The sequence below is a fragment of the Xanthomonas sp. NCPPB 1826 genome (assembly GCF_056725285.1).
The window spans coordinates 4,988,591-5,011,012 of sequence record NZ_CM161521.1; the positions used below are offsets into that span (position 1 = coordinate 4,988,591).

21 protein-coding genes are annotated in these 22,422 nt (G+C 66.7%); 13 read left to right on the top strand and 8 right to left on the bottom strand.

Annotated features, from left to right (window positions below; genetic code table 11):
• Window positions 1-337 precede the first annotated feature (337 nt).
• A complete protein-coding gene (locus AC1PLA_RS20920; protein ID WP_481106244.1) occupies window positions 338-5,218 on the bottom strand; it encodes a putative Ig domain-containing protein in 4,881 nt (1,626 codons plus the stop codon).
• 600 nt (window positions 5,219-5,818) lie between these two features.
• Between AC1PLA_RS20920 and AC1PLA_RS20925 the strand changes: the two genes are divergently transcribed.
• The 4 genes from AC1PLA_RS20925 to AC1PLA_RS20940 all read left to right on the top strand — a co-directional run bounded on the left by AC1PLA_RS20925 (window position 5,819) and on the right by AC1PLA_RS20940 (window position 8,130).
• A complete protein-coding gene (locus AC1PLA_RS20925) occupies window positions 5,819-6,364 on the top strand; it encodes a phage tail protein (protein WP_102585303.1) in 546 nt (181 codons plus the stop codon).
• Window positions 6,365-6,429: 65 nt separating this feature from the next.
• The gene (locus AC1PLA_RS20930) at window positions 6,430-6,957 is read left to right on the top strand and encodes a phage tail protein (RefSeq protein ID WP_104595935.1); all 528 of its coding nucleotides are present in this window, start codon (window positions 6,430-6,432) and stop codon (window positions 6,955-6,957) included.
• Between the two features lie 59 nt (window positions 6,958-7,016).
• A complete protein-coding gene (locus AC1PLA_RS20935) occupies window positions 7,017-7,556 on the top strand; it encodes a phage tail protein (protein WP_024940541.1) in 540 nt (179 codons plus the stop codon).
• A gap of 4 nt (window positions 7,557-7,560) precedes the next feature.
• Window positions 7,561-8,130, top strand: coding sequence for a GNAT family N-acetyltransferase (locus AC1PLA_RS20940; RefSeq protein WP_481105288.1), 570 nt, complete (start codon window positions 7,561-7,563; stop codon window positions 8,128-8,130).
• On the opposite strand, the gene AC1PLA_RS20945 is transcribed toward AC1PLA_RS20940, so the two are convergent.
• A complete protein-coding gene (locus AC1PLA_RS20945; RefSeq protein WP_024940543.1) occupies window positions 8,123-8,410 on the bottom strand; it encodes a DUF6916 family protein in 288 nt (95 codons plus the stop codon). The two genes, AC1PLA_RS20940 and AC1PLA_RS20945, sit on opposite strands and share 8 nt — an antisense overlap.
• Before the next feature lie 235 nt (window positions 8,411-8,645).
• On the opposite strand from AC1PLA_RS20945, the gene AC1PLA_RS20950 reads away from it, so the two are divergent.
• The 7 genes from AC1PLA_RS20950 to AC1PLA_RS20980 all read left to right on the top strand — a co-directional run bounded on the left by AC1PLA_RS20950 (window position 8,646) and on the right by AC1PLA_RS20980 (window position 13,153).
• On the top strand, window positions 8,646-9,440 hold the full coding sequence (locus tag AC1PLA_RS20950; RefSeq protein WP_481105289.1) for an ABC transporter ATP-binding protein: 795 nt from the start codon (window positions 8,646-8,648) through the stop codon (window positions 9,438-9,440).
• Window positions 9,440-10,189 carry an MlaE family lipid ABC transporter permease subunit gene (locus tag AC1PLA_RS20955; protein ID WP_016902129.1) on the top strand — a complete coding sequence of 250 codons (750 nt, stop codon included), beginning with the start codon at window positions 9,440-9,442 and terminating at the stop codon, window positions 10,187-10,189. Before AC1PLA_RS20950 ends, AC1PLA_RS20955 begins: the two co-directional genes overlap by 1 nt.
• Window positions 10,190-10,200: 11 nt before the next feature.
• On the top strand, window positions 10,201-10,746 hold the full coding sequence (mlaD, locus tag AC1PLA_RS20960) for an outer membrane lipid asymmetry maintenance protein MlaD (protein WP_016902127.1): 546 nt from the start codon (window positions 10,201-10,203) through the stop codon (window positions 10,744-10,746).
• Window positions 10,743-11,405 carry an MlaC/ttg2D family ABC transporter substrate-binding protein gene (locus AC1PLA_RS20965; RefSeq protein WP_016902124.1) on the top strand — a complete coding sequence of 221 codons (663 nt, stop codon included), beginning with the start codon at window positions 10,743-10,745 and terminating at the stop codon, window positions 11,403-11,405. Before mlaD ends, AC1PLA_RS20965 begins: the two co-directional genes overlap by 4 nt.
• Window positions 11,395-11,694: an STAS domain-containing protein gene (locus AC1PLA_RS20970; RefSeq protein WP_228600255.1), complete on the top strand. Its 300-nt coding sequence runs from the start codon at window positions 11,395-11,397 to the stop codon at window positions 11,692-11,694. Before AC1PLA_RS20965 ends, AC1PLA_RS20970 begins: the two co-directional genes overlap by 11 nt.
• Before the next feature lie 10 nt (window positions 11,695-11,704).
• Complete coding sequence (locus AC1PLA_RS20975) at window positions 11,705-12,754, top strand: MlaA family lipoprotein (protein ID WP_228600256.1); 1,050 nt, start codon at window positions 11,705-11,707, stop codon at window positions 12,752-12,754.
• A gap of 174 nt (window positions 12,755-12,928) precedes the next feature.
• Window positions 12,929-13,153 (top strand): hypothetical protein, encoded by a 225-nt coding sequence (locus AC1PLA_RS20980; RefSeq protein ID WP_481105290.1) that lies wholly within the window; start codon window positions 12,929-12,931, stop codon window positions 13,151-13,153.
• A gap of 226 nt (window positions 13,154-13,379) precedes the next feature.
• Here the strand turns inward: AC1PLA_RS20980 and AC1PLA_RS20985 are convergent, their stop codons facing one another.
• The 4 genes from AC1PLA_RS20985 to AC1PLA_RS21000 form a co-directional block, all read right to left on the bottom strand.
• Window positions 13,380-13,820: a hypothetical protein gene (locus tag AC1PLA_RS20985; protein ID WP_481105291.1), complete on the bottom strand. Its 441-nt coding sequence runs from the start codon at window positions 13,818-13,820 to the stop codon at window positions 13,380-13,382.
• A 3-nt stretch (window positions 13,821-13,823) separates the two neighbouring features.
• On the bottom strand, window positions 13,824-14,369 hold the full coding sequence (locus AC1PLA_RS20990; protein WP_481105292.1) for a glutathione peroxidase: 546 nt from the start codon (window positions 14,367-14,369) through the stop codon (window positions 13,824-13,826).
• Window positions 14,370-14,522: 153 nt separating this feature from the next.
• On the bottom strand, window positions 14,523-14,927 hold the full coding sequence (locus AC1PLA_RS20995) for a hypothetical protein (protein WP_481106245.1): 405 nt from the start codon (window positions 14,925-14,927) through the stop codon (window positions 14,523-14,525).
• 183 nt (window positions 14,928-15,110) lie between these two features.
• Window positions 15,111-16,646 (bottom strand): DNA recombination protein RmuC, encoded by a 1,536-nt coding sequence (locus AC1PLA_RS21000; protein WP_179464962.1) that lies wholly within the window; start codon window positions 16,644-16,646, stop codon window positions 15,111-15,113.
• A gap of 306 nt (window positions 16,647-16,952) precedes the next feature.
• Between AC1PLA_RS21000 and AC1PLA_RS21005 the strand changes: the two genes are divergently transcribed.
• Together AC1PLA_RS21005 and AC1PLA_RS21010 are read left to right on the top strand one after the other, a co-directional pair.
• On the top strand, window positions 16,953-17,333 hold the full coding sequence (locus AC1PLA_RS21005) for a hypothetical protein (RefSeq protein ID WP_016902107.1): 381 nt from the start codon (window positions 16,953-16,955) through the stop codon (window positions 17,331-17,333).
• 181 nt (window positions 17,334-17,514) lie between these two features.
• Window positions 17,515-18,930, top strand: coding sequence for an amino acid permease (locus tag AC1PLA_RS21010; RefSeq protein WP_016902104.1), 1,416 nt, complete (start codon window positions 17,515-17,517; stop codon window positions 18,928-18,930).
• A gap of 454 nt (window positions 18,931-19,384) precedes the next feature.
• Here AC1PLA_RS21010 and AC1PLA_RS21015 read toward each other — a convergent pair whose 3' ends face one another.
• Both AC1PLA_RS21015 and AC1PLA_RS21020 read right to left on the bottom strand, forming a co-directional pair.
• Window positions 19,385-21,862, bottom strand: a complete 2,478-nt coding sequence (locus AC1PLA_RS21015) for a GH92 family glycosyl hydrolase (protein WP_481105293.1) — start codon at window positions 21,860-21,862, stop codon at window positions 19,385-19,387.
• 120 nt (window positions 21,863-21,982) lie between these two features.
• Window positions 21,983-22,243, bottom strand: coding sequence for a hypothetical protein (locus AC1PLA_RS21020; protein ID WP_481105294.1), 261 nt, complete (start codon window positions 22,241-22,243; stop codon window positions 21,983-21,985).
• Between the last annotated feature and the right edge of the window lie 179 nt (window positions 22,244-22,422).

Here is a 22,422-nt window from a genome sequence, read left to right on the forward strand (position 1 = left end):
CTGCGCTGTTGGCCCAGGGCGGCGCGCAGCGAGTGGCGCCGCTGTTCGGGCCGTACTGGAATGAGCAGACGTGGGGCCGATCTTGGCGATCGACCGCCGACACGCTGCGGAGCTAGTGCACCCGAACGCAGCAGGCGCGAGCGGATTGCGGATCGCCTTTGATGCATGCCGTGCGGCCGCAGCGCTTGGCGGTATCCCCCGCAAGCCACCGTCGACCAACGCGCCCCCAAGCGCCGGCGCCGCCATGCAATACCCCTGCGGCGGCATCACAAAAAGCGATGGGCCGGGGTCTTCGCCCGGCCCATCGCGTTGGCTTGGAGCATGACGCTGGAGACGATCAGTATTTCTTTTCCAGGTTGATCATCCAGGTCTGATCGTTGTTGCTGTCGCCATCGGTGATGCCGCGGTATTCCAGCCGCGTCGACAGGCCCTGCTCGGTCAGCAACGCCGCGCCGATGCCCACCATCAGGCGGTTGCGATCGAACGCGCTCTGGCCCGCGCGGTAGAACGGCCCACCGTTCAGATCGGCATAGCTCAGCGTGGCATCGCCGCGGCCCTGGAAGTCGCGCTGATATTCCACGCGCAACTGCGGGGTCAGCCGGCCCCAGGCCACTTCGCGGCGCCATTCCAGGCGCAGGCCCAGGTTGCCGGTGGTGGTGGCCACGTCCATGTCTTCATAGCGCAGCGCGAACGGCGCCACGCCATCTTCGACATAGCCATCCAGCGTGGCGCGTGCCACATCCACACGCGCATACGGGGTGATCTGCAGCTCGCCGCGTTGCAGGTCCGCACCGGTGGACAGCGAGGCGATCCACTGCTTGCCGTCGCGGTTGCCTTCGGCCATCGAGGCGTCGTCGGTGACATAGCGGCGCAGGTCGTAGGACAGCAGCTGGTAGCCGACCAGGGTGTCGAAGAAGAACGCCTTGCCCGGATGGAAGCTGGCATACAACGCCATGGTGTAGGCGGTGGCCTTGGAGTGGCTGCCGTTCCTGCCCACATCGCTGTCGTCGCGGCCCCAACCCAGGCCCGCACCGATCGCCAGCGACTGCGCCACCCGGTAATCGGCGCCCACGCTCAGGCCGTCGGTCTGGAAGTCCACGCCGTTGCTGTTGGACTGCTTGTCCAGGCTGCCCGAGCGGATCGCACCGCCCACCCACAGCCCCAGATCGCCCTGCCCCTGCGCGGTGCTGGTGCCGCTGCTGGCCACTGCCGGCGCATCGCGGAAGTCGTTGTCGGCCTCCTGCGTGTCCGGGCTGCACGGCTGCGCACTGATGCCGCGGTCGGCCTGGCGGCAATGCGAGGTCGGCTGGAAGCTCACCGCGTTGCTGAAGGTGCTGCCGCCGCGATGGGTGGCTTCCAGACGGCGCTGGAAGTTGTCGATCTGCGCCCGCGCAAAACGCCGCGTGGACTCGGACTGCGCATCGATCAGGCCACGCACTTCCGCATCCACGCTGGGGTCGCGGCGCGGCGCGATGGTAAACACCACGTTGGCCGGCACCGAGGTGGCGAACGCGTTGGACAAGGTGAACTGCACCGTGGCCTGGCCGACGAAGGCCGGGTTCGGGGTGAAGGTCAGCATGAAGGTCGGCGTCTCGGCCATTGCAGCCGCCGCCGGCGACGGGCCCGAAGCACGTGCCGCCGCCGCGGTGGCGAGACCACCAACCTGGGTGATGGTGGCGGTACCGGCCGAGGCCGGCAGCACCGCGACCACGGCCGCCGCCACGAACGGCCCGCCGGTGGCATTGCGGGTCAGGTCGACCTGCTGCGCCTCGCCCGGCACTGCCGCCGCAGTCACCGACACCGCAACCGGGCGCGCATTGACCGCAATGGTCACGGTGGCCGCCGCCGAGGTGCCGCCGCTACCGGTGACCGTGTAGCTCACCACATCGGTGCCGACGAAACCGGCGGCCGGCGTGTAGACCAGCTCCAGCCCGTTGACCACGGCGGTGCCGTTGGTCGGCGCAGCGGCAATGGCGATCGCGGTGATGTTGCCGGTGTCGTTGGCGGTCACCGCCACCGTCACCGCAGCATCGGACATGGTGGCCGCCACATCCGCCACCGCCACCGGCGCCGCATCGCTCACCGTGAAGCTGTAGGCCTGGGTGGCGCTGGCATTGCCGGCATCGGCCACCGCGATGGTGAAGGACGAGGTGCCCTGCGTCGTCGGCGTGCCCGACAGCGTGCCGTCGCTGGCCAGCGTCAGGCCGGCCGGCAACGTGCCGCTGGCAATGCTGTAGCGATAGGGCGCAACGCCGCCGCTGGCCGTGAGCACCTGGTTATACGCGCTGCCGCGCACCGCCGGTGGCAGGGTCGGTTGCGCCAGCACCAGCGTTGCCGCCGCGATGGTGACCGAGTAGTTCTGGCTGGCCTGCGCCGCCGGGCTGGGCGTGCTGTCGGTCGCGGTCAGGGTGAAGTTGAAGGTGCCGGACAAGGTCGGCGTGCCACTGAGCGCGCCGGTCGCTGCATCGACAACCACGCCATTGGGCAATGCGCCCGCAGTCAGTGCATAGCGGTAAGGCGCAGTGCCGCCGGTGGCCGGCGTGATCGCCGCAGAGTACGCCTGCCCGGCCGTGCCTGCCGGCAAAGTGCTGGCCGGCAACGCCAGGTTCGGGCCGGCCACGGTCAGTGCATAGGTCTGCGTGGCGGTGAAGGTGTTCGCATCGGTCGCGGTCACGGTGACGTTGAAGCTGCCTTCCACCGTGGCGGTGCCCGACAACGTGCCGTTGCTGGCCAGCGTGATACCTGCCGGCAACGTGCCACTGGCGAGCGCGTAGGTATACGGCGCGGTGCCGCCGCTGGCGCTCAACGTCTGGCTGTAGGCGGTACCGCGGGTGGCGGCCGGCAGCGTGGTGGGCGCGATCACGACCACGGGTGCCGCGATGGTCAGCGCGTAGTTGCGGCTGGCCTGCGCCGCCGGGCTGGGCGTGCTGTCGGACGCGGTCAGGGTGAAGTTGAACGTGCCCGCCACGGTCGGCGTGCCGCTGAGCGCGCCGGTGGCCGCGTCCACCACCACACCCGCCGGTAGGACACCGCCGGTCAATGCATAGGTGTAAGGCGCCGTGCCGCCGGTGGCCGGCGTGATCGCCGCGGAGTACGCCTGCCCGGCCGTACCTGCCGGCAAGGTGCTGGCCGGCAAGACCAGATTCGGGCCAGCCACGGTCAGGGTGTAGGCCTGGTTGCCGGTGAAGCTGCCCGCATCGGTCGCGGTCACGGTGAAGTTGAAGCTGCCTTCCACCGTGGCGGTACCCGACAGCGTGCCGTTGCTGGCCAGCGTGATACCTGCCGGCAACGTGCCGCTGGCGAGCGCGTAGGTATACGGCGCAGTACCGCCGCTGGCGCTCAGGGTCTGGCTGTAGGCGGTGCCGCGGGTGGCAGCCGGCAGCGTGGTGGGCGCGATCACGACCACAGGTGCCGCGATGGTCAGCGTATAGCTGCGGCTGGCCTGCGCCGCCGGGCTGGGCGTGCTGTCGGATACGGTCAGGGTGAAGTTGAACGTGCCTGCCACGGTCGGCGTGCCGCTGAGCGCACCGGTGGCCGCGTCCACCACCACACCCGCCGGCAGAACACCGCCGGTCAATGCATAGGTGTAAGGCGCAGTGCCGCCGGTGGCCGGCGTGATCGCCGCGGAGTACGCCTGCCCGGCCGTGCCTGCCGGCAGGGTGCTCGCCGGCAAGACCAGATTCGGGCCAGCCACGGTCAGGGTGTAGGCCTGGTTGCCGGTGAAGCTGCCCGCATCGGTCGCGGTCACGGTGAAGTTGAAGCTGCCTTCCACCGTGGCGGTACCCGACAGCGTGCCGTTGCTGGCCAGCGTGATACCTGCCGGCAACGTGCCGCTGGCGAGCGCGTAGGTATACGGCGCGGTACCGCCGCTGGCGCTCAGGGTCTGGCTGTAGGCGGTGCCGCGGGTGGCAGCCGGCAGCGTGGACGGCGCGACCACGATCGGCGGCGCGGCGATGGTCAAATTGTAGCCACGTGTGGCCTGCGACGGCGTGCCTGTGGTGCTGTCGGTGGCGGTCACGCTGAAGCTGAAGGTGCCCACGCTGCCGGGGGTGCCGGTCAGGGCGCCGCTGCTGCCGTTGAGCGTGATGCCCGCCGGCAAGGCACCGGCGGTGACGGCGTAGGTGTACGGCGCAACGCCACCGGTCGCCGGATTGAGCGCACTCGAATAGGCCTGGCCTGCGGTGCCGGCCGGCAGGCTGGTCGCCGGGAAGGTGGTCGTGGCCACGGCCACGGTCAGCGTGTAAGCACGGGCGCCGCTGGTGGGGCTGCCGCCGCTGTCGGTGGCGGTCGCGGTGAAGTTGAAGCCGCCGCTGGCGGTGGGCGTGCCGGACAGCACGCCGCCAGCGCTCAGGCTCAACCCGGCCGGCAACGCACCGGCCGTGATGGCGAAGGTGTACGGCGCGGTGCCGCCGCTGGCGCTCAGGGTCTGGCTATAGGCGCTGCCCGCGGTCGCCGCCGGCAGCGATGCCGGCCCGACCACCACCACCACATCGTCGTTGACGATGGTGCCGGTACCGGTGGCGCGGGCGATGCTCGCGTTACTGGCGCCGGACAGGCCGACGCTGAAGGTCTCGTTGGGTTCGACCGCGGTGTCGCCATTGACGGTGATCGCCACGCCCTGCGCGGTAACGCCCGGCGCGAAGGTCAGCGTGCCGGAGCGGGCGGCGTAGTCGCTGCCGGCGGTGGCGGTGCCATCGGCGGTGATGTAATTGACCGACACGGTCTGGCCGCTGGCCGCACTCAGGCTCACCGTGAAGGTGGCCGTGGTGGTGCCGCTGTTGCCTTCATTGACGCTGACGTCGTCAATCGACAGTGCGGGCAGCGCATCGTCGTTGACGATGGTGCCCTGGCCCTGGCCATCGCCCACGCTCGCCCCGGTGACGTTGCTGACGTTGACGAAGAAGGTCTCGTTCGGCTCGCTGAGCGTGTCGCCGTTGACCAGCACGGTGAAGGTGGCGCTGCTGCTGCCGGCGGGGATGGTCTGCCCGGTCAGGCTGGAGGCAACGTAGTCCACGCCGGCAGTGGCGGTGCCGTCGGCGGTGGCGATATCGAAGCTGACGCCGCCGGTGCCCGCCGGCTGGCTGAGCGAGACGGTGAAGGTGGCATTTGTGGTGCCGGCATTGCCCTCGTTCACCGACACGTTGTTGATCGACAGCGTCGGCTGGTTAGGAGTGATGGTGATGTTGACGGTGATGGTGTCGCCCCGGCCATCTTCCAGCGGGAACGTATCGCTGGTGGCGCTGTCACCGTTGTGTGTGTAGGTGACGATCTGCGTGCCCTGCGCACCACTCGGATTGGGCACCACGAGCGTGCCGTGCGGGGGTTGCACGCCGTTCCAGCCGATGCCGATATCGTCTGCTCCCGTGCCATCGCAGGTCGTCACGTCGATCTGTACCGAACCGCCCTGCACCACGGTGGCGTTCAGCGTCGGGCAGTAGGTCGAGGCTTGCGCCATCGCCCAGCCTGGTGCCAAGAGCATCATCGCGAACAGGACAAACATCACGGCCAAACGTGCGCGGCCGCCGGTGGCGTCCGCTGGAAACCTACGTTGCTTATTCACTGTCCACACCCCTGGAGCGCGCCATCCCCGGCGCCGGCAACGATCCTCGTGCCTGAAGACAACGTCGCCCTAGTGGGATTGCTCCCTTCGACATTGCGAGGGTATTTGAACAGGAACTGACTAACGAATAAAGAACAAAAACTTAATACTTCATTCCAATTCTGAATAGTTGAGACTTGCTCTATTCAAACATGACATGTATCTGTGCAAATTATTCCGACACGCAGTCGGCGTTGCACTTACGGGAAGGAAGTCCGCATGAGTGAGTTCTTCTTGGGTCAGATCATGATGACCGGCTTTGTGTTTGCGCCCAAGTATTTTGCGCAGTGCAATGGCCAACTGCTGCCAGTCAATCAAAACCAGGCACTCTTCAGCTTGCTTGGTACGCGTTTCGGTGGCGACGGCCGCACTACCTTTGGCTTGCCGGACATGCGCGGGCGCACGCCCATCGGCTTCGCACCGTCAACGGATCCGAGCTGGCAACCGCCGGTGCCGCCACTGGGCCAGATGGCTGGCAGCGAGAACGTGACGCTGCTGCCAAGCAATTTGCCCGCACATACCCACCTGCTGGAATCCACCAGCACTACGGGCAATAACCGCAGTCCTTCTGGCCGCAACTTCGGCAACAATGCCAGCACCACGGGTCCGGCCACTGCGCTCTATGCGGCACCGGGGACGCTGGTGTCCTTGGACCCGAAGTCGGTAGGCCCTGCCGGCGGCAGCCAACCGCATCCAAACATGCAGCCTTACACCACGATCAATTTCTGCATTGCACTGTCCGGCATCTTTCCCTCGCGTAGCTAGTTCGCCGGCACTTCTACACGCTGCGTGCCGATGACGGCGCGGCATCACAGACCAGGAAGGACACCATGGCCACTCCATTCATCGGCGAGATCCGCATGTTCGGCTTCGGCCGCACCCCGCAGGGCTGGCAGGCCTGCGACGGCAGCCTGCTGTCGATCTCCGAGTACGAGACCCTGTTCGTGCTGATAGGCACGCTCTATGGCGGCGACGGGCAGAACACCTTTGCGGTACCGGACCTGCGCGGGCGCGTACCGCTGCACCAGGGCCAGGGCCCTGGTCTGAGCAACTACGTCATTGCCCAGACCTCTGGCACCGAAACGGTGACGCTCAACAGCCTGCAGATGCCGGCGCACACGCACACGCTGGTCGCCACACCCACTGCCGCCACCGCGACCGCGCCTGCGGGATTGCTGCCCGGCACAGTGACCGGCGACGTGTTCTACGCGACCGATACGACCGGTGCCACGGCAGCGCCGATGGCGACGCAATCGACGACGATCACCGGCGGCGGCCAGGCGCACGACAACACTATGCCGACCTTGACGGTGCAGTACTGCATCTCCACCGCCGGCATTTTTCCACAGCAGAGCTGATCGATTCGGCGCACCGCACTCATCGCGACGCCCACCCGTTCCATCGGAGGAATGCGTTCATGACCGAACCTTATACCGGCGAAATCCAGCTGTTTGGCTTCGATTTCAATCCCGTCGGCTGGGCGCTGTGCAATGGCGCCACATTGCCGATCGTTCAGAACACTGCGCTGTACTCGCTGCTGGGTGTCGCCTACGGCGGCAACGGCTCCAGTACGTTCCAGTTGCCCAACTTCTGCGCGCGCGCCGGCTGCCAGCAAGGCCAGGGCGGCGGACTGAGCAACCGGCAGCGTGGTGACACGTTCGGCACTGCCGGGGTGAGCCTGCTGAGCAATCAGATTCCGCCGCACCAACACGGCATCAACGCATTTTCACAAGCGGACTCGACCAAAAAGACCGGCACACCCGCCAATGGTGCGGCACTGTCGACGATGAGCAGCAGCACCGCACGTCCATTCGTGACGGTGACGCAGCCTGATACGCAGTTCTCGCCGACCGCGCTGCTGCCCACCGGCAATGGCGTAGCGCACGAGAACCAGCAGCCCTATCTGGCAGTGAACTTCTGCATTGCGTTGTACGGCGACTACCCAGACTTCGGTTGACGTCATGGCACGCCTGCTTTCCAGCAAGGTGATGACAGCATCATTGGGCGCAGGCCAGGCCGCTGTACCGGATGCGCATGCCATCGCATTGCGGGCCGAGCAGGATGCCGATCTACCCTGGCTGCAGGATCTCTACGCGAGCACGCGCAGCGAAGAGCTGGCGCAGGTGCCGTGGCCGGACGCAACCAAGCGCGCGTTTCTGGATCAGCAGTTCGCCCTGCAGCGCGCGCATTATCTGCGCCATTTTCCCGATGCGGACTTCATGGTCGTGCAGTGGCAGCACAAACGCATCGGCCGGCTGTATCTGCAGCGCGCACCGTCGCAACACGCAGTGATCGATATCAGCCTGATGCCGGCATGGCGCGGTAAAGGCATCGGCACTGCGTTGATTGTGCAGGCGCAAACAGGCGCATGTGCAGCGGGATGCGAGGTATCGCTGCACGTTCTGCATGCCAATCCAGCCGCCCAACGTCTCTATGCGCGTCTGGGGTTTGTCGCCGGCGATTCCGGCGATACGCATCTGGCAATGCATTGGCGCGGCGCCGAAGCAGACGCGGTCACGCAGCTCAGTTAAAGATCGCCTGATACAGAAACCCGTCGCGCTCGCGTGCCACCGGCACCAGGAAGATGCCGATCTCGCCCAGCCGCGTGTGACGTAACCGATAGGTCTGCTGCGGAAACAGGAATGCCGAGCTGTTGCGGAACAGCAGCGAGAATGGCGCGCGATGGACTGCGTGCGTGGTGGGCAGCGCGCGCGCCTCGACCAGCACGAATGGAACCTCGCCTTCGTTCAATGCGGCAGAGAACGTGTCGTTGACGCTGCCTGCAAAGTGCTCCAGGGTCAGTAAGTCCATTTTGTGCTCATGGTCGGCTGGGAATCCGATCATCCACGTAGGGCATACCTGCCACAACACCTGCGCGTTCGAAGATTGCATTGCGTCATGCATGAGACGGCTTGTTGCACACGCGTCAGCCGTAACGCGTCTGCTGCGGTACAGGCGTCATGCGACAATACTGCACGCGCCGGTTCGGTTATGTTCAGCCGGATGACGGCTACTCTATCGCGTTGGAATTCTGTTAAAGGCTTCGATGACGGTGTCCGCATCCCCTGTCGTGCAGTTGTCCGGTGTCCGCATCGATCGCGGCGGTCGCACGATCCTGCGCGACGTCTCGCTCGATGTGCCGCGCGGCAGCATCACGGCCGTGCTCGGTCCTTCCGGTAGCGGCAAGTCCACCTTGCTGGCCGCGCTGACCGGCGAACTGCGTCCGGTCGCCGGCACGGTCACCCTGTTCGGCAACGCGATCCCGCATGGCAACCGTGCACTGCTGGAGATGCGTCGCAATGTCGGCGTGCTGCTGCAGGGCAATGGCCTGCTGACCGACCTGAGCGTGGCCGACAACGTCGCGCTGCCGCTGCGCACGCATACCCGCCTGCCGGCGCCGGTGCTGCAGCGCCTGGTGCAGATGAAGCTGCATGCGGTGGGCCTGCTGGCCGCCGCCGATGCCTGGCCGCGCGAGTTGTCCGGCGGCATGGCGCGGCGTGTGGCGCTGGCGCGGGCGCTGGCACTGGACCCGCCGCTGATGATCTACGACGAACCGCTGACCGGGCTGGACCCGATCGCCTCGGGCGTGATCATGAGCCTGATCCAGCGCCTCAACGACAGCCTTGGCCTGACCAGCATCATCGTCAGTCACCACGTGCACGAAACGCTGCCGATCAGCGACCAGGCGGTGGTCATCGCCAATGGCGGCATCGTGTTCGCCGGCACGCCCGAGCAATTGCAGGACAGCACCGACCCGCTGGTGCAGCAGTTCCTGCATGGCCAGCCGGATGGCCCGATCGCCTTCGATGCGGCGCCGCGGCGCGACCGGAGTGCTGCCTGATGGCCATGGTCGACTCGATCCGCGCCTTCGGCCGTGCCGGGCTGTTCTCGCTGACCGTGCTGCGCGGCTCGGTGCCCACGCGCGACTTCATCGCCGAACTGGTGCGCGAGATCTACAAGGTCGGCGCGCGCTCGCTGCCGATCATCGCCGTCGGCGGCGCCTTCGTCGGCCTGGTGCTGACCCTGCAGGGCTACCGCACGCTGACCACCTATGGTGCGTCGGATGCGCTGTCCACCTTGCTGGGGCTGTCGCTGTACCGCGAGCTGGCACCGGTGCTGACTGCGCTGTTGTTCATTGGCCGGGCCGGCAGTTCGATCGCGGCCGAACTTGGCCTGATGCGCGCCACCGACCAGATCAAGGCGCTGGAGCTGATGGCCATCGATCCGGTCGCCAAGGCGGTGGCACCGCGCTTCTGGGCGGCGGTGCTGACGGTGCCGTTGCTCACCGGCGTGTTCTGCTCGCTGGCCATCACCGGCGGCTACTTCGAGGCCGTACACGTGTTGGGCATCGACAACGGCACATTCTGGTCGGGGTTGAGCAACAGCGTGGACTTCTGGGACGACTTCGGCGTGGCGATGCTCAAGTCGGCGATCTTCGGCGGCACGGCCGCATTGGTCGCCGCCTATGTGGGCTTCCACGCCGAGCCGACCATCGAAGGCACCTCGATCGCCACCACCCGTGCGGTGGTGAACGCCTCGCTGCTGGTGCTGATGTTCAACTTCGTCCTTTCTGCAATGTTGTTTAGGTGAGTGGAATAACTATGGCCATGCGTGGACCACGACTCGAATTCGCCGTCGGCGCCTTTCTGCTGCTGACCCTGGCCTCGCTGCTGGTGCTGGCGGTGGCCTCGACCAACCAGCGCTGGGGCTTCGGCTCCAGCCAGTACACGCTGACCGCGCGCTTCAGCCAGATCGGCCAGCTGCGCGCGCAGGCGCCGGTGAAGATCGGCGGCGTGACCATCGGCAAGGTATCCGACATCAGCCTGGACCCGACCAAGTTCGACTCGGTGGTCACCCTGTCGCTGGACAACAAATACAAGGATCTGCCCGCCGACACCTCGGCCGGCATCTTCACCAGCGGTTTGCTGGGAGAGAGCTATATCGGGCTGCAGCCGGGCGGCGACCCGGAGACGCTCAAGCCGGGCGAAGAAATCGGCTTCACCCAGCCGGCGGTGGATCTGCTGCAGCTGGTCGGCAAGTACATGTTCAGTGGTGGTGGTGGTGGCAGCAATGCCCCGGCCGCCACCGATGGCCAGGCCCCGGCGCCTGCCCAGACCGCTTCTCCCTCTACGGAACCACATCAATGAAGACCACCCTGCTTTCCGCCATCCTGGCCTCGACCCTGCTGGTGTGCGCACCGGCCACCGTGCTGGCGCAGCCGGCTGCCGCCAGCGCGCCTGCGCAGGGCGCGGCGACCAAGACCGTCATCGACAGCAGCACCCGCATCCTGAGCACGCTGGATCAGCGCCGCGCCGAGTTCCGCAGCAACCCGGCCGCGCTGCGCCAGTACATCAATGGCGAATTGAACAAGGCCTTCGACCGCGACTACTCGGCCCGTCTGGTATTGGGCGTCAACGGCCGTGGCGCCTCCGATGCGGACGTCAAGCTGTTCGCCGATGCACTGGCCGACAACCTGATGCAGCGTTACGGCACCGCGTTGCTGAACTTCGAAGGCAAGCCGACCTTCCGTGCCAAGTCCGAAAGCGCGCTGCCGGGCAACCGCGGCGTCAAGGTCTCCACCGACCTGATGCGCGCCGGCAACGACCCGACCCCGGTCGATTACATGATGCGTAACGTCGGTGGCCAGTGGAAGATCTTCGACGTGATGATCGAAGGCATCTCCTACGTGCAGACCTTCAAGACCCAGTTCGACGGCCCGCTGCGCGAGAAGGGTATTGCCAAGGTGGCCGCAGAGCTGCGTAGCGGCAATCTGCAGGTCGGTCCGGCACCGGCCAATGGCAAGTAACAGCTCCGTGCAACGCAATGGCGACACGCTGATACTCACCGGCGTGCTCGACCGCGACGCGGTCACTGCGGCCTGGCCGCAGGCGATCGCGCAGCTGGACGGCATTCGCACGCTGGACCTGTCGGGTGTACAACGCCTGGACAGTGCCGGCGTGGCGATGCTGGCCGAACTGGCTGCGCGTGTGCGCAGCAGCGGTGCCGGTCCTGTCACGGTGGTGGGTGAAGCGTCCGGTCTGGACGAATTGCGTGCCGCCTACCGTTTGTCCCCTACTTTCGATTTCCAGGCCTGAGCGCCACCCCATGACCCAGCTTCGCCCCCTTTCCCTGTTGGCCTGCCTGCTGCTTGGCGCCTGTGCCAGCCATGCTCCGAAGCCCGCACCGCCTGCGGCCGCTGCCGCGCGCGCCCCGGATGCGACGCCCGCGCCGGCACGCGACGATGCCGGTGTGACCGCGCAGCCGGCCGCCGCCGGCTTTGCCGCCCCTGACGCCCTGCCGGCCACCGCGGCGGCGCCTGCCGACCAGACCAGCGCCGATGCCGGCACGGCCGGTGCCCCTACCTCGGCCGAGGACGACTTCGCGGCGCTCTACGGCCCCACCACTCCGCAGGCCGGCGCCAACGGTGCACCGGCACAGCCCGGTGACGCGCCGTCCTACGATCCGTGGGAGCGCTACAACCGCGGCATGCACCGCTTCAACCTGGCGGTGGACCGCGGCGTGGCGCGTCCGCTGGCCACGGGCTATACCAAGGTGGTGCCGCGTCCGGCCCGCCTGGGCGTGACCAACTTCTTCGACAATCTCGGCACGCCGCTGACCATGGTCAATCAGCTGCTGCAGGGCCACCCGGTGTATGCGGTGCAGTCGCTGGGCCGCTTCGTGATGAATTCCACGCTGGGCGTGGCCGGTCTGTTCGACCCGGCCTCCGCGGCCGGCATCCCGCGCCGCAGCGAAGACTTCGGTCAGACCCTGGGTGTATGGGGCTGGCGCAATTCGCGCTACTTCGAGCTGCCGTTGTTTGGCCCGCGCACCGTGCGCGATACCTTCGGCCTGGGCGGCGACATTCCGCTGTCGCCGTTGCGCCAGGTCGACGACAGCGGTGCACGCTTCGCCCTGCAGGGTCTGCAGCTGGTGGATACGCGCTCGCAGCTGATGTCGCTGGATTCACTGCGCGACCAGGCACCGGACGAATACGCGCTGACCCGCGATGCGTGGATGCAGCGCCGCAACTACCAGATCGTGCGCGATCTGCGCAGCCATCGCGAGAAGGACAACGAGCTGCCCGACTACCTGCGCGAAGACAAGGACAGCACCGTGCCGGTGGATGCGATGCCGATCCCGCAGTGGATCCGTTGATTGGTTGAGCTTGCGGTTTGGATGAATAAAAAGCCCGGGAGTGATCCCGGGCTTTTTTGTGCGCTGGTCTTTTACGGCCTTCTGGCTGACGGTGGCGGCAGGGGTAGCTGGAGCACCGTCCGGGCCGCAATCTCGCGCGGAGGGAACTCCGCTGGCAAGGCCTCCACCCCGTAGATGGCGCGGATCACCGGCAATATAAACAGCGATCGCAGCGACGCGGTTTTTTTCCGGGTTATAGAAGTCCTCGATCTCGAAAGGCGAGGCGTCTTCAGCCACCAGCTCGATGATGTCACCCGTCGCACGGGTTGCGATCAGGTAGTGACACCGACGACCAACCTGACCGCACCGCACCATGCGCCTGAAAATTGGATGTTGACGAGCCATCTCGGATCGCCATAAAGGCTTTGTACAAGCGCGATCTTGCCCTCAACCCAGTCCGTGTGGGCAACGAGCCCAAAGTCTTGGCGCCTGTACTGCGCTTGGTCCAATCGAAAGATGAAGACACTGATGGCGTCGGCCAGAGATTGCCCAAACGTCGGCGAACTGGGGACGAAACATACATTGGTCTGACCTGTTGCGATGCCAAATATGACCGCGATGACGATGCTACCGATACGTTGCCTGCTTACCCTCCAAGCAAGAAACGGTCGACGCTGCGTGCCTGGATCAAGTCGGTAGTTGTACTTCCAGCCGCGACATACGCTGCCAGAATTGCCTGCTGAAGATTCGTCGGCAGCTTCGCATAGTCGTCAGCACGTTCCTGGAACTTGTCCAGAAGTGCGGTAGACAGATCAAAGCCTTCCGCCACCGCAGCGATCACCAGTAGCGTGCACATCGCAAACTCACGGGCGTGGCCCGGCACAAGGGTGTGGGCGCTCAACTCGACAACTTCGTACGGATACCAATCCTCACCTGGCTCGAACCGGCCACCGCGCGCAATCACAGATGCAAGCGCCAGTGAATGCAGCTCTACGTCCTGACCATAATCGCGCTCGGCAATGAAGCGTAATTCGTCAGGTGTCAGCGAATGCAGCAGCGCGCGTAACGTTGGCGTGGACTCCGCCACGCACTACACCGCCAGCGCCGCATCCACCGCTGCACGCAGGCGCGCGTCGTCTGCCGGCACGTCGGGGGCGAAGCGGTCGATGACCTGGCCGTCGCGGCCGATCAGGAATTTCTCGAAGTTCCACAACACGCCCGGTGCCGGGTTGGGGGTGATGCCGTAGCCGGCCAGTTTTTCGCGCATCGGGCCATCGCCGGTGGCCTGCGGGCGGGCGTTGGTCAATGCCTGATACAGCGGATGGGTTTCGGCGCCGGTGACGGCGATCTTGGAAAACATCGGAAAGCTCACGTCGTAGGTGAGCTGGCAGAACTGCGCAATCTCCGCCTCGCTGCCGGGCTCCTGTCCGTTGAAGTCGTTGGCCGGAAAGCCCAGCACCTCCAGCCCCTGTGCCTGCTTGTCGCGATACAGCGCCTGCAGGCCTTCGTACTGCGGGGTCAGCCCGCACTTGGAGGCGACGTTGACCACCAGCAACACCTTGCCGCGATAGTCGGCCAGCGTGGCGGGCTCACCGTCGATGCGGGCCACGGGGATGTCGTACAGCGTCTGGCTCATCGGTGCGTCCTGGACAGGTGGAGCCGAGAGCATAAACCGCCAGGGTGGAGCGAGCGATGCCGCTGGCTCACGGCGCTTGCAGTTATCTGCAGCGACGCGCACAGCCCGATCGACTGATCGGCCTGTGCGCGCGCTTGACCCTGTTCGCAGCCATCAATCGATGCACAACGCGGCCTGGCCCATGCCGCCAACCACCTCCTGGTGGCAACCGAAGCGGTCGCTGTCGCGTTGGCAGGTGCCGGATGTCGCGGTGCCGGTCGGCACGATGCTGGTGGCCAGGCAATCGCCGCTGCAGTCGGAGTTGTCACTGCAGGTCTTGCCGGCGTCGGTATACGGCACCACGCAACGCACCGTCTGCATGCGGCCGACCGGACGCAGCTGCCCGCCCTTTGCCGTGCATTCGGCAGCGTCAGCGGAAACGGCGCGCGGAGGCTGCGGGGCGTCCGCCGCAGCGCCCGACCTGGCCGCCGGGGTATTGCTGCATGCGGTCAGCAGCAGCGCGCAGAGCACTGCGTGGATCCATCGGGTTGCCATGTTGAAACTCTCGTCTTGAACCAGGTGGGTGCAAGCATCGCGGCGGCGATGTCTGCGTGGCGTGCTGGCTATCGGCGCAAGAGGACACGCCAAAGACCTGCGTTTGTAGGAGCGGCCCTGGCCGCGATGAAGCGTTATCGGTAACGGTTGGTCGCGCCCAGGTGCGCTCCTACGTCATGGCGTGTGGCATCGCCGTCTGCGGCCGGTTTACTCCTGCTCGTCGTTGCCGTCGTCTTCGCTGCTGCTTCCGGTGTCGTCGCTGCCGGCATCGTCCAGCAGCGCCTGAGACTGTTCGCTGGCCAGGGTTTCCACGCCGCGCAGGCGGCGTTCGATGGTGCGGGTCTTGCGGCTGGCCTCGCCCAGGCTCTTGCCGACCGTGCTGATCTGCCGCTCGGCCTTTTCGAGAATGCCGGCGAACTTGCCAAACTCGCTCTTCACCGCGCCCAGCACCTGCCAGACCTCGCTGGAGCGCTTTTCGATCGCCAGCGTGCGGAAGCCCATCTGCAGGCTGTTGAGCAGTGCGGTGAACGTGGTCGGGCCGGCCAGCACCACGCGATGTTCGCGCTGCAGCAGGTCGACCAGGCCGGCGCGGCGGATCACTTCGGCGTACAGGCCCTCGGTAGGCAGGAACATCACCGCGAAGTCGGTGGTCTGCGGCGGGCAGACGTACTTGTCGCTGATCGACTTGGCCTGGATGCGGATGGCGCGCTCCAGCTGCGCGGTCGAATTCTTGATCGCGTCCAGGTCGCCCTTTTCCTGCGCATCGATCAGGCGTTCGTAGTCCTCGCGCGGGAACTTGGCATCGACCGGCAGCCACACCACGGTGTCGTCGCCACGCCCCGGCAGGCGGATCGCAAAATCCACCGCTTCGGCGCTGTCGGGCTTGACCCGCACGCTGCGCGCGTACTGCTCCATCGTCAGCGTCTGCTCGAGGATGTTCTCCAGCTGCACCTCGCCCCAGCCGCCGCGGTCCTTGACGTTGGTCAGCACGCGCTTGAGGTCGCCCACGCCGGTGGCCAGCTGCTGCATTTCGCCCAGGCCGCGCTGCACCTGCTCCAGGCGTTCGGAGACGAGCTTGAAGGAGGCATCCAGGCGCGTGTTGAGCGTGGTCTGCAGTTTTTCGTCGACGGTGGCGCGCATCAGTTCGAGCTTGCTGGCGTTGTCGTTCTGCAGGTTGGCCAGCTGTTGTTCCAGCGTGGCGCGCATTTCGCCGATGCGCAGTTCGTTGCGCTGGGTGAGTTCGGTCAGACGTTGGCCCAAGGCCTCGGTGAAGCGCTGCTGCGACTCGCCGGCCTCTTGCCGACCCTTGCGGGAATCTTCGGCCAGCGCATCGCGCAGGGCGGCCATGTGGGTATCGGTGCGTGCGATCAGCTCGGTCAGTTGCTGGCCGAACACCTGGATGCGGGTTTCCTGTTGCTGGCCGAAACCGTCGAGCTGGGTGCGCAATTCGGTCAGCCGCAGCGTCAGCAGTTCGCCGGTGCGTTGTTGCGCCAGGGCACTTTCTTCGCGGGCCTTGCGGGCATCTTCGCCGAGCGCATCGCGCAACAGGTCCAGGCGCTGGTCGGTGCGCGTGGACAGTTCGGTGAGATTGCGCGCGAAGGTTTCCAGGCGGCCGTCCTGCTGCCGCGCCAGGCCTTCGAGTTGTTCGCGCAATTCGCCGCGGCCATCGCGCTGCTCGGCGCGCAGCGCCAGCTCCAGGCCGCTGGTGGAAGGACGTCGCAGCAACGCGATCAGCTGCAACACCAGGACTGCGACGAGCAGTCCGAGAAGGATCAGGGATTCGGATGACATGTGCGCAGTGTAGCCGGGCCGGTCGCAGGGGCTGCGTCAGCGGCTTGCCGGCCGGCGGCGGCTGCAGGGCGCAATTGGGGGGCGCGCGCACCGCGCCAACGCAGCACGTCGGTGCCACTTCGCGCAGATGCCGCAGTCGCCGCGCGAAGCGGACCAGACAGCGCCGCGGTGATGGAGTTGCAGGCAGATTGCAGCGCATTGACCTCAACGTGACCTGCGCATGGCTAGGGTGGGGCTTCGTTCCTGCCAGGCCAGCTGATGACCACTGCCACCAACCAAACCCGTCTGTTCGCGCTGGGCCTGTTCGCATTTCTCGGCAGCTTTGCGGCAATCGTGTGGTACCTGATGCGGCCGTACGGTACGGCGTATTTCTTCCCGGTGCACTTCTTGATCGGCGCGGCCTTGCCGTTCGGGTTCTATGCGATCGGCGGCACGCGGCTGTGGTTCTGGATCGGGATCGGGGTCACCGCACTGGTGCTGCTGTGGTTCAACTTCTGGGGACATGATGCCAACGGGGCGGCGCCACGCCTGCTCGACTGGACCCACTTTGCCGCCGGCGCGGTGGGTCTGGTGGGCGCGTGGGCGGTGCAGTTGGTGTATCGCAATGTGCGTCCACCGCATCGCCCGTCGGTTGAGTGAGCGGGGATTGTGCGGGGCGGTCGCGTTTGGCCAGGGAACGGCGAGGTGCGCCGCGCGCTCAAATAACGCGGTGGGCGTGTCGGCGCTGCCATGCTTGCGCCGACGCATGACCTTGGACCGATAGCTTTGCTGCGGCGCGTTGGGCGACACTCGGGGATTCTTTGATTCCCGCGAGGTCCGCATGTCGTCTTGGCTCAGGCGCAAATCCATCGATCAGGTCACCGTGCACGAGGCCGGTCGGCAACTGGTCCGCAGCCTGAGTTGGCCGCATCTGATCGCGCTGGGTATCGGCGCGATCGTCGGCACCGGCATCTATACGTTGATCGGGGTGGGCGCGGACAAGGCTGGCCCGGCGGTGCTGCTGTCGTTCGTGGCCGCCGGCATCGTGTGCGCCTGCGCGGCGCTGGCGTATGCGGAGATGGCCACGATGATGCCGGCTGCCGGCAGCGCCTATACCTACAGCTACACCGCGCTCGGCGAGAGCATCGCCTGGGTGGTGGGCTGGAGCCTGGTGCTGGAGTACTCGCTGGTGGTGAGCACGGTGGCGGTGGGCTGGTCGGGCTACTTCGTGGGCTTCCTGCAGTGGCTGGGGGTCAACCTGCCGCATGCCCTGGTGGCCGGGCCGCACGCCGGCGGCATCGTCAACCTGCCGGCGGTGGTAATCACCTTCCTGGTGGCCGGCATGCTGATGGCCGGCACCAAGGAAAGCGCCACGCTCAATGCGGTGCTGGTGGTGCTGAAGATCGTGGCGCTGGGCGTGTTTGTGGCGATCGCGTTGCCGGCCTTCGACAGTGCCAACCTGCAGCCGTTCATGCCGTATGGCTTCCCCAAGACCGCTGGCCCGGATGGCGTGGAGCGCGGGGTGATGGCGGCTGCGGCGATCATCTTCTTCGCGTTCTATGGCTTCGATGCGATCTCCACCGCGGCCGAAGAGACCAAGAACCCGGGCCGCGATCTGTCGATCGGCATCGTCGGTTCGATGATCGGCTGCACGCTGATCTATGTGCTGGTGGCGTTGTCGGCGGTGGGCGCGATGAGCTTCACCGTGTTCGGCAAGAGCCCGGAACCATTGGCGCTGATCATGCGCGAACTTGGCCACGGCAAGGCGGCGTTGGTGATCGGTGCGGTGGCGATCATCGCGCTGCCGACGGTGCTGCTGGCGTTTCTGTACGGGCAGAGCCGCATCTTCTTCGTGATGTCGCGCGATGGCCTGTTGCCGCGCGGCCTGTCCAAGGTCAACGCGCGCACCGGCACGCCGGTGGCGATCACCCTGTTCACGGCGGTGCTGGTGGCCGCGTTGGCCGGTGTGGCACGCCTGGATGAAATCGCCGCATTGGCCAATGCCGGGACCCTGGCCGCGTTCACTGCAGTGGCGGCGTGCCTGCTGGTGCTGCGCGTGCGCGAGCCGACGCGTGCGCGCTCCTTCCGCACGCCGCTGGCGTGGGTGGTGGGACCGGTGGCGATCCTGGGCTGCCTGTACCTGTTCTGGAGCCTGCCGAGCACCACACAGGGCTGGTTCCTGGTCTGGAACGTGCTGGGCGTGGTGGTGTATGTGGCCTATGGACGGCGGAATAGCCGCTTGGCGAAGGTCGCGTAGTTCCCTCTCCCATCGGGAGAAGGTGGCCCGAAGGGCCGGATGAGGGGCACCCCGGATATCCACCAATAGCCAGCGATGACGAACGCGTCGCCACGCGCCTTCAAGGTTGAATCGTCGATGGGAAAGTCTTGGCGGTAGCAGTCCCGTGCTGCACGACTGCTTGCGGATGCACGCTGACCACTCCCTTCTCCCATCGGAGAAGGTGGCCCGAAAGGCCGGATGAGGGTACGGGCGACGCGTGGTGTTATCCAACTTGGTCGGGGGCTTCGCTCCCTACCCTCGCCCCCCCGCTCCGCGCCCCGGCCCACGCATGAGGCGCGGGCGCTCCCAGGCACGCGCGCCAGTAGCGCGCAAGCTGTGCCTTATCGCCCCGCAGGAGAGGGGCTTGAGCACATGCTCCGGCAACATCAGGGCTTTCCCTCGCACTCCCCACAACCCGGGGAGAAGCGTTGGCTCAAGGCGCGGCTGCAGGGGTGGCGCAGAACGAGGTTGGGAGTGCATCCGCCTGCGTGCCCCAGCCCTGGGTCGGGGGCTGCCTGGTCAGCGCGAACGACAGCGTTCCGCCCTGCTGCAGCTGGGTCCAGTCCAGGAACACCTGCCGCTGCGGTGTGCCGTTGAAACGCACGCTGTCCACGTACTGCAGCGCGCGGCCGTCGGCGCCGGGGGCGTCGATGCGCAGGCGCTTGCCGTTGCCCAGGTCCAGCGTGGCCCGCTTGAAGCGCGGGGCATGCAGCAGGAACTGCCCGCTGCCCGGCACCGCCGGATACAGGCCCAGCGCGCTGAACAGGTACCAGGCCGACATAGTGCCGAGGTCGTCGTTGCCGGTGACGCCGTTGGGCGCATTGGTGAACAGCTGCTGGGCGGCGCGCACCACGGTGGCGGTCTTCCACGGCTGGCCGATCAACGTGTACATCCACGGTGCGTGCAGGTCCGGTTCGTTGTTGGGGTTGTAGCGGTACTGGTTGTAGTAGCTGTACGGGCCGACCACCCAGTGCGTGCGCGCGGCATTGAGCGGGTCCTTCAGCAGGTCGTCGTAGGCGAAGAAGGCATCCAGGCGTTGGCCGGCCTGCTCGCTGCCGTGCATGGCCTGCAGCATGCCGGGGATGTCCTGCTGCACCAGCCACTGGTATTGCCAGGCGGTGCCTTCGTGGAAGCCGTGCTGCGAACGCGGGCTGTAGCGATCGTCCGAGGGGGCGTACCAGCTGCCGTCTTCCAGCCGGGGCCGTGGAAAGCCGCTGAAGCCGGTGTCGGCATCGCGCACGCCGGCGTCCCAGACGTTGTGCCAGTTGCCGCCGCGTTTGCGCAGCAGCGCGCTGTCGTCGGGGTGGCCGAGCGCCTGCGCCATCTGTGCCAGCGCACAGTCGGCCAGCGCGTATTCCAACGTGGCCGAGCCGCCGTGGTGCGGGTCCACGTCCATGCCCTTGGACGGGAACGCACGGTCGTACTGCACGAAGCCGTTGGCCAGGTAGCTGGCGTTGCCGGAGCGGCCGGCGTGGCGCGAGTTGATTGGCGGTTGTTCGAAGGCGTTCTGGCGCAGCGCTGCGTACGCCTGCGCCTGGTTGTCCTGCAGCGCGCCGAAGCGCCACAGGTCGACCAGGAACGGGGTCACCGGGTCGCCGGTCATGATGTTGGTATCGAAGTTGGCATAGCCCCAGCGCGGCAGCCAGCCGCCTTGCTGATGGATCGCCAGCAGCGAGCGGCCGATGTCGCGCGCGCGCGCCGGCTGCAGCAAGGCGAGCAGCTGGTTCTGCGAGCGATAGGTGTCCCACAGCGAGAAATACTCGTAGTAGGTCCAGCCATCGGCGCGGTGGATCGCATCGTCGAAGCCGCGATAGCGGCCATCGGCATCGCTGCCGGTCAGCGGCTGCAGCAGGGCGTGATACAGCGCGGTGTAGGCCACGCTGCGATCGTCGTTGCTGGCGCCATCCAGCTGCAGGCTGTCCAGCTGCTTGCGCCAGGCCTGTTGCGCGCGCTGGCGCATCTGCTCCAGGCCCAGCAGCTTGCCGCCGAGCATGCCGTCGGCGCGCAGGTTGTTGCGTGCACCTTCGGCATCCACGTGCGAGATGGCGCTGACCACGGTCACTGCGCGCGCGTTCTTGTTGTTGCCCAGCGGGAAACTGAGCCAGGCACCATTGGGCTTGAGTTCGCCGCCCATGCCGTGGCGCGCGTCGGGCACGCCGCCGTCTTCGCCCCAGACGCCGTGTGCGGTGAACGGGCGGTCGAATTCCAGCCGGAACCAGGTGGTGTATTCGTGGCCGCCGCAGAAACTTTGCGTGGTCAGTTTGCCTTCGACCACGCGGTCGCCGACCACCTGCAGCTGGCTGCCGATCACCACGTGGCGGTCGTTGGCCTGGCCCAGGTTGACCAGCACATGCCCGGTGTCGGCGCCGGGGGCGAAGCTGTAGCGCTCGGCGGCGGCGCGGGTGAGCGCAGTGGCTTCGGCGTCGATGCCGCCGTAGTCGGTCAGCCGCACCTTGTAGTAGCCGGCCTGGCCGACTTCGCCGTCATGGGTGTAGCGGGCGGCGTAGCGCTTCTGGTCGAAGGCCTTGGCGTCGCCGGTGTCGAAGTCGCCGCCCGGGCCGATGCGGCCGGTGACCGGCAGCACCGAGACCTGCCCGCCCTGCTCCCAGCAGCCGGCCCCGGACAGGAACGAATGGCCGAAGCCGCGGATGCTGGGGTCGTCGTAGCGCCAGCCGGCGTAGTGCGCGCCGATCGGGCTGACCTGGACCAGGCCGAACGGCGCCGAGGCACCGGGGAAGGTGTTGCCGTCGTCCTTGCTGCCGATGAAGGTGTTGACCTGCGCCGGGTCCTGCGCGGCCAGCGGCGCGCACACCGCCATGCCGAGCAGGCACAGGCCGGCGGCGGCGCGGCGCCACCGCGGCATTGATGGGAGATGCGACGAAGAGCGATCGGATGCAACGGCGAAGGGCATGCAGGACACCTCGGGGGAGAGAGCGGCCGAGGCCGCAGGTGGATGACGCGTGCCGACGCCCCAGACGCGGCGACCGGTCGATACCCGCCTGACGGCGGCTTGCGACAGGTGGGCAGCGGCTCAGAAATCGAACACGTATTCTGCCGCGATCTCGCGCCCGACCGGGCTGAACAGGCGGCTGCGGATCTCCTCGGACCCGATGATCTGCACCGGCGCCGGCCCTTCGGCCTGGACGCGCTTGATGCGCGAACCAGTCACGGTGACGGCATCGAGTTGTTGCGGGGCGCTGGCCTGCTGGGCCAGGGCGGACAGGGGCGACGGCAATACGAGCAGCACGGCACGGGACAGCTGCTGCGGGCGACAACGGCGGTAATCGGTCATTCAAGCGTCTCGTCGAGGGCGGTGGTACGACGGAAAGACTTCGTCTTCAAACACTTGCGGGGGAATGGCGTACTTGGATCGATCTAAATCCTGTGCCGCTTTGTGTCATCGGTTGGCAAAGATTAAGCATTCCCGACCCACGGCTGCACACCGCGGCGCAGCAAAGTGTGCGGGCTCTG

Coding starts and splice junctions, on each gene's coding strand:
- AC1PLA_RS20970 (WP_228600255.1), top strand. CDS start 11,395: ATGGCAAGTAACAGCTCCGTGCAACGCAATGGCGACACGCTGATACTC.
- AC1PLA_RS20930 (WP_104595935.1), top strand. CDS start 6,430: ATGGCCACTCCATTCATCGGCGAGATCCGCATGTTCGGCTTCGGCCGC.
- AC1PLA_RS20950 (WP_481105289.1), top strand. CDS start 8,646: ATGACGGTGTCCGCATCCCCTGTCGTGCAGTTGTCCGGTGTCCGCATC.
- AC1PLA_RS20945 (WP_024940543.1), bottom strand. CDS start 8,410: ATGGACTTACTGACCCTGGAGCACTTTGCAGGCAGCGTCAACGACACG.
- AC1PLA_RS21015 (WP_481105293.1), bottom strand. CDS start 21,862: ATGCCCTTCGCCGTTGCATCCGATCGCTCTTCGTCGCATCTCCCATCA.
- AC1PLA_RS20965 (WP_016902124.1), top strand. CDS start 10,743: ATGAAGACCACCCTGCTTTCCGCCATCCTGGCCTCGACCCTGCTGGTG.
- mlaD (WP_016902127.1), top strand. CDS start 10,201: ATGGCCATGCGTGGACCACGACTCGAATTCGCCGTCGGCGCCTTTCTG.
- AC1PLA_RS20975 (WP_228600256.1), top strand. CDS start 11,705: ATGACCCAGCTTCGCCCCCTTTCCCTGTTGGCCTGCCTGCTGCTTGGC.
- AC1PLA_RS21010 (WP_016902104.1), top strand. CDS start 17,515: ATGTCGTCTTGGCTCAGGCGCAAATCCATCGATCAGGTCACCGTGCAC.
- AC1PLA_RS20935 (WP_024940541.1), top strand. CDS start 7,017: ATGACCGAACCTTATACCGGCGAAATCCAGCTGTTTGGCTTCGATTTC.
- AC1PLA_RS21020 (WP_481105294.1), bottom strand. CDS start 22,243: ATGACCGATTACCGCCGTTGTCGCCCGCAGCAGCTGTCCCGTGCCGTG.
- AC1PLA_RS20925 (WP_102585303.1), top strand. CDS start 5,819: ATGAGTGAGTTCTTCTTGGGTCAGATCATGATGACCGGCTTTGTGTTT.
- AC1PLA_RS20990 (WP_481105292.1), bottom strand. CDS start 14,369: ATGAGCCAGACGCTGTACGACATCCCCGTGGCCCGCATCGACGGTGAG.
- AC1PLA_RS20980 (WP_481105290.1), top strand. CDS start 12,929: ATGGCGCGGATCACCGGCAATATAAACAGCGATCGCAGCGACGCGGTT.
- AC1PLA_RS21005 (WP_016902107.1), top strand. CDS start 16,953: ATGACCACTGCCACCAACCAAACCCGTCTGTTCGCGCTGGGCCTGTTC.
- AC1PLA_RS20955 (WP_016902129.1), top strand. CDS start 9,440: ATGGCCATGGTCGACTCGATCCGCGCCTTCGGCCGTGCCGGGCTGTTC.
- AC1PLA_RS20940 (WP_481105288.1), top strand. CDS start 7,561: ATGGCACGCCTGCTTTCCAGCAAGGTGATGACAGCATCATTGGGCGCA.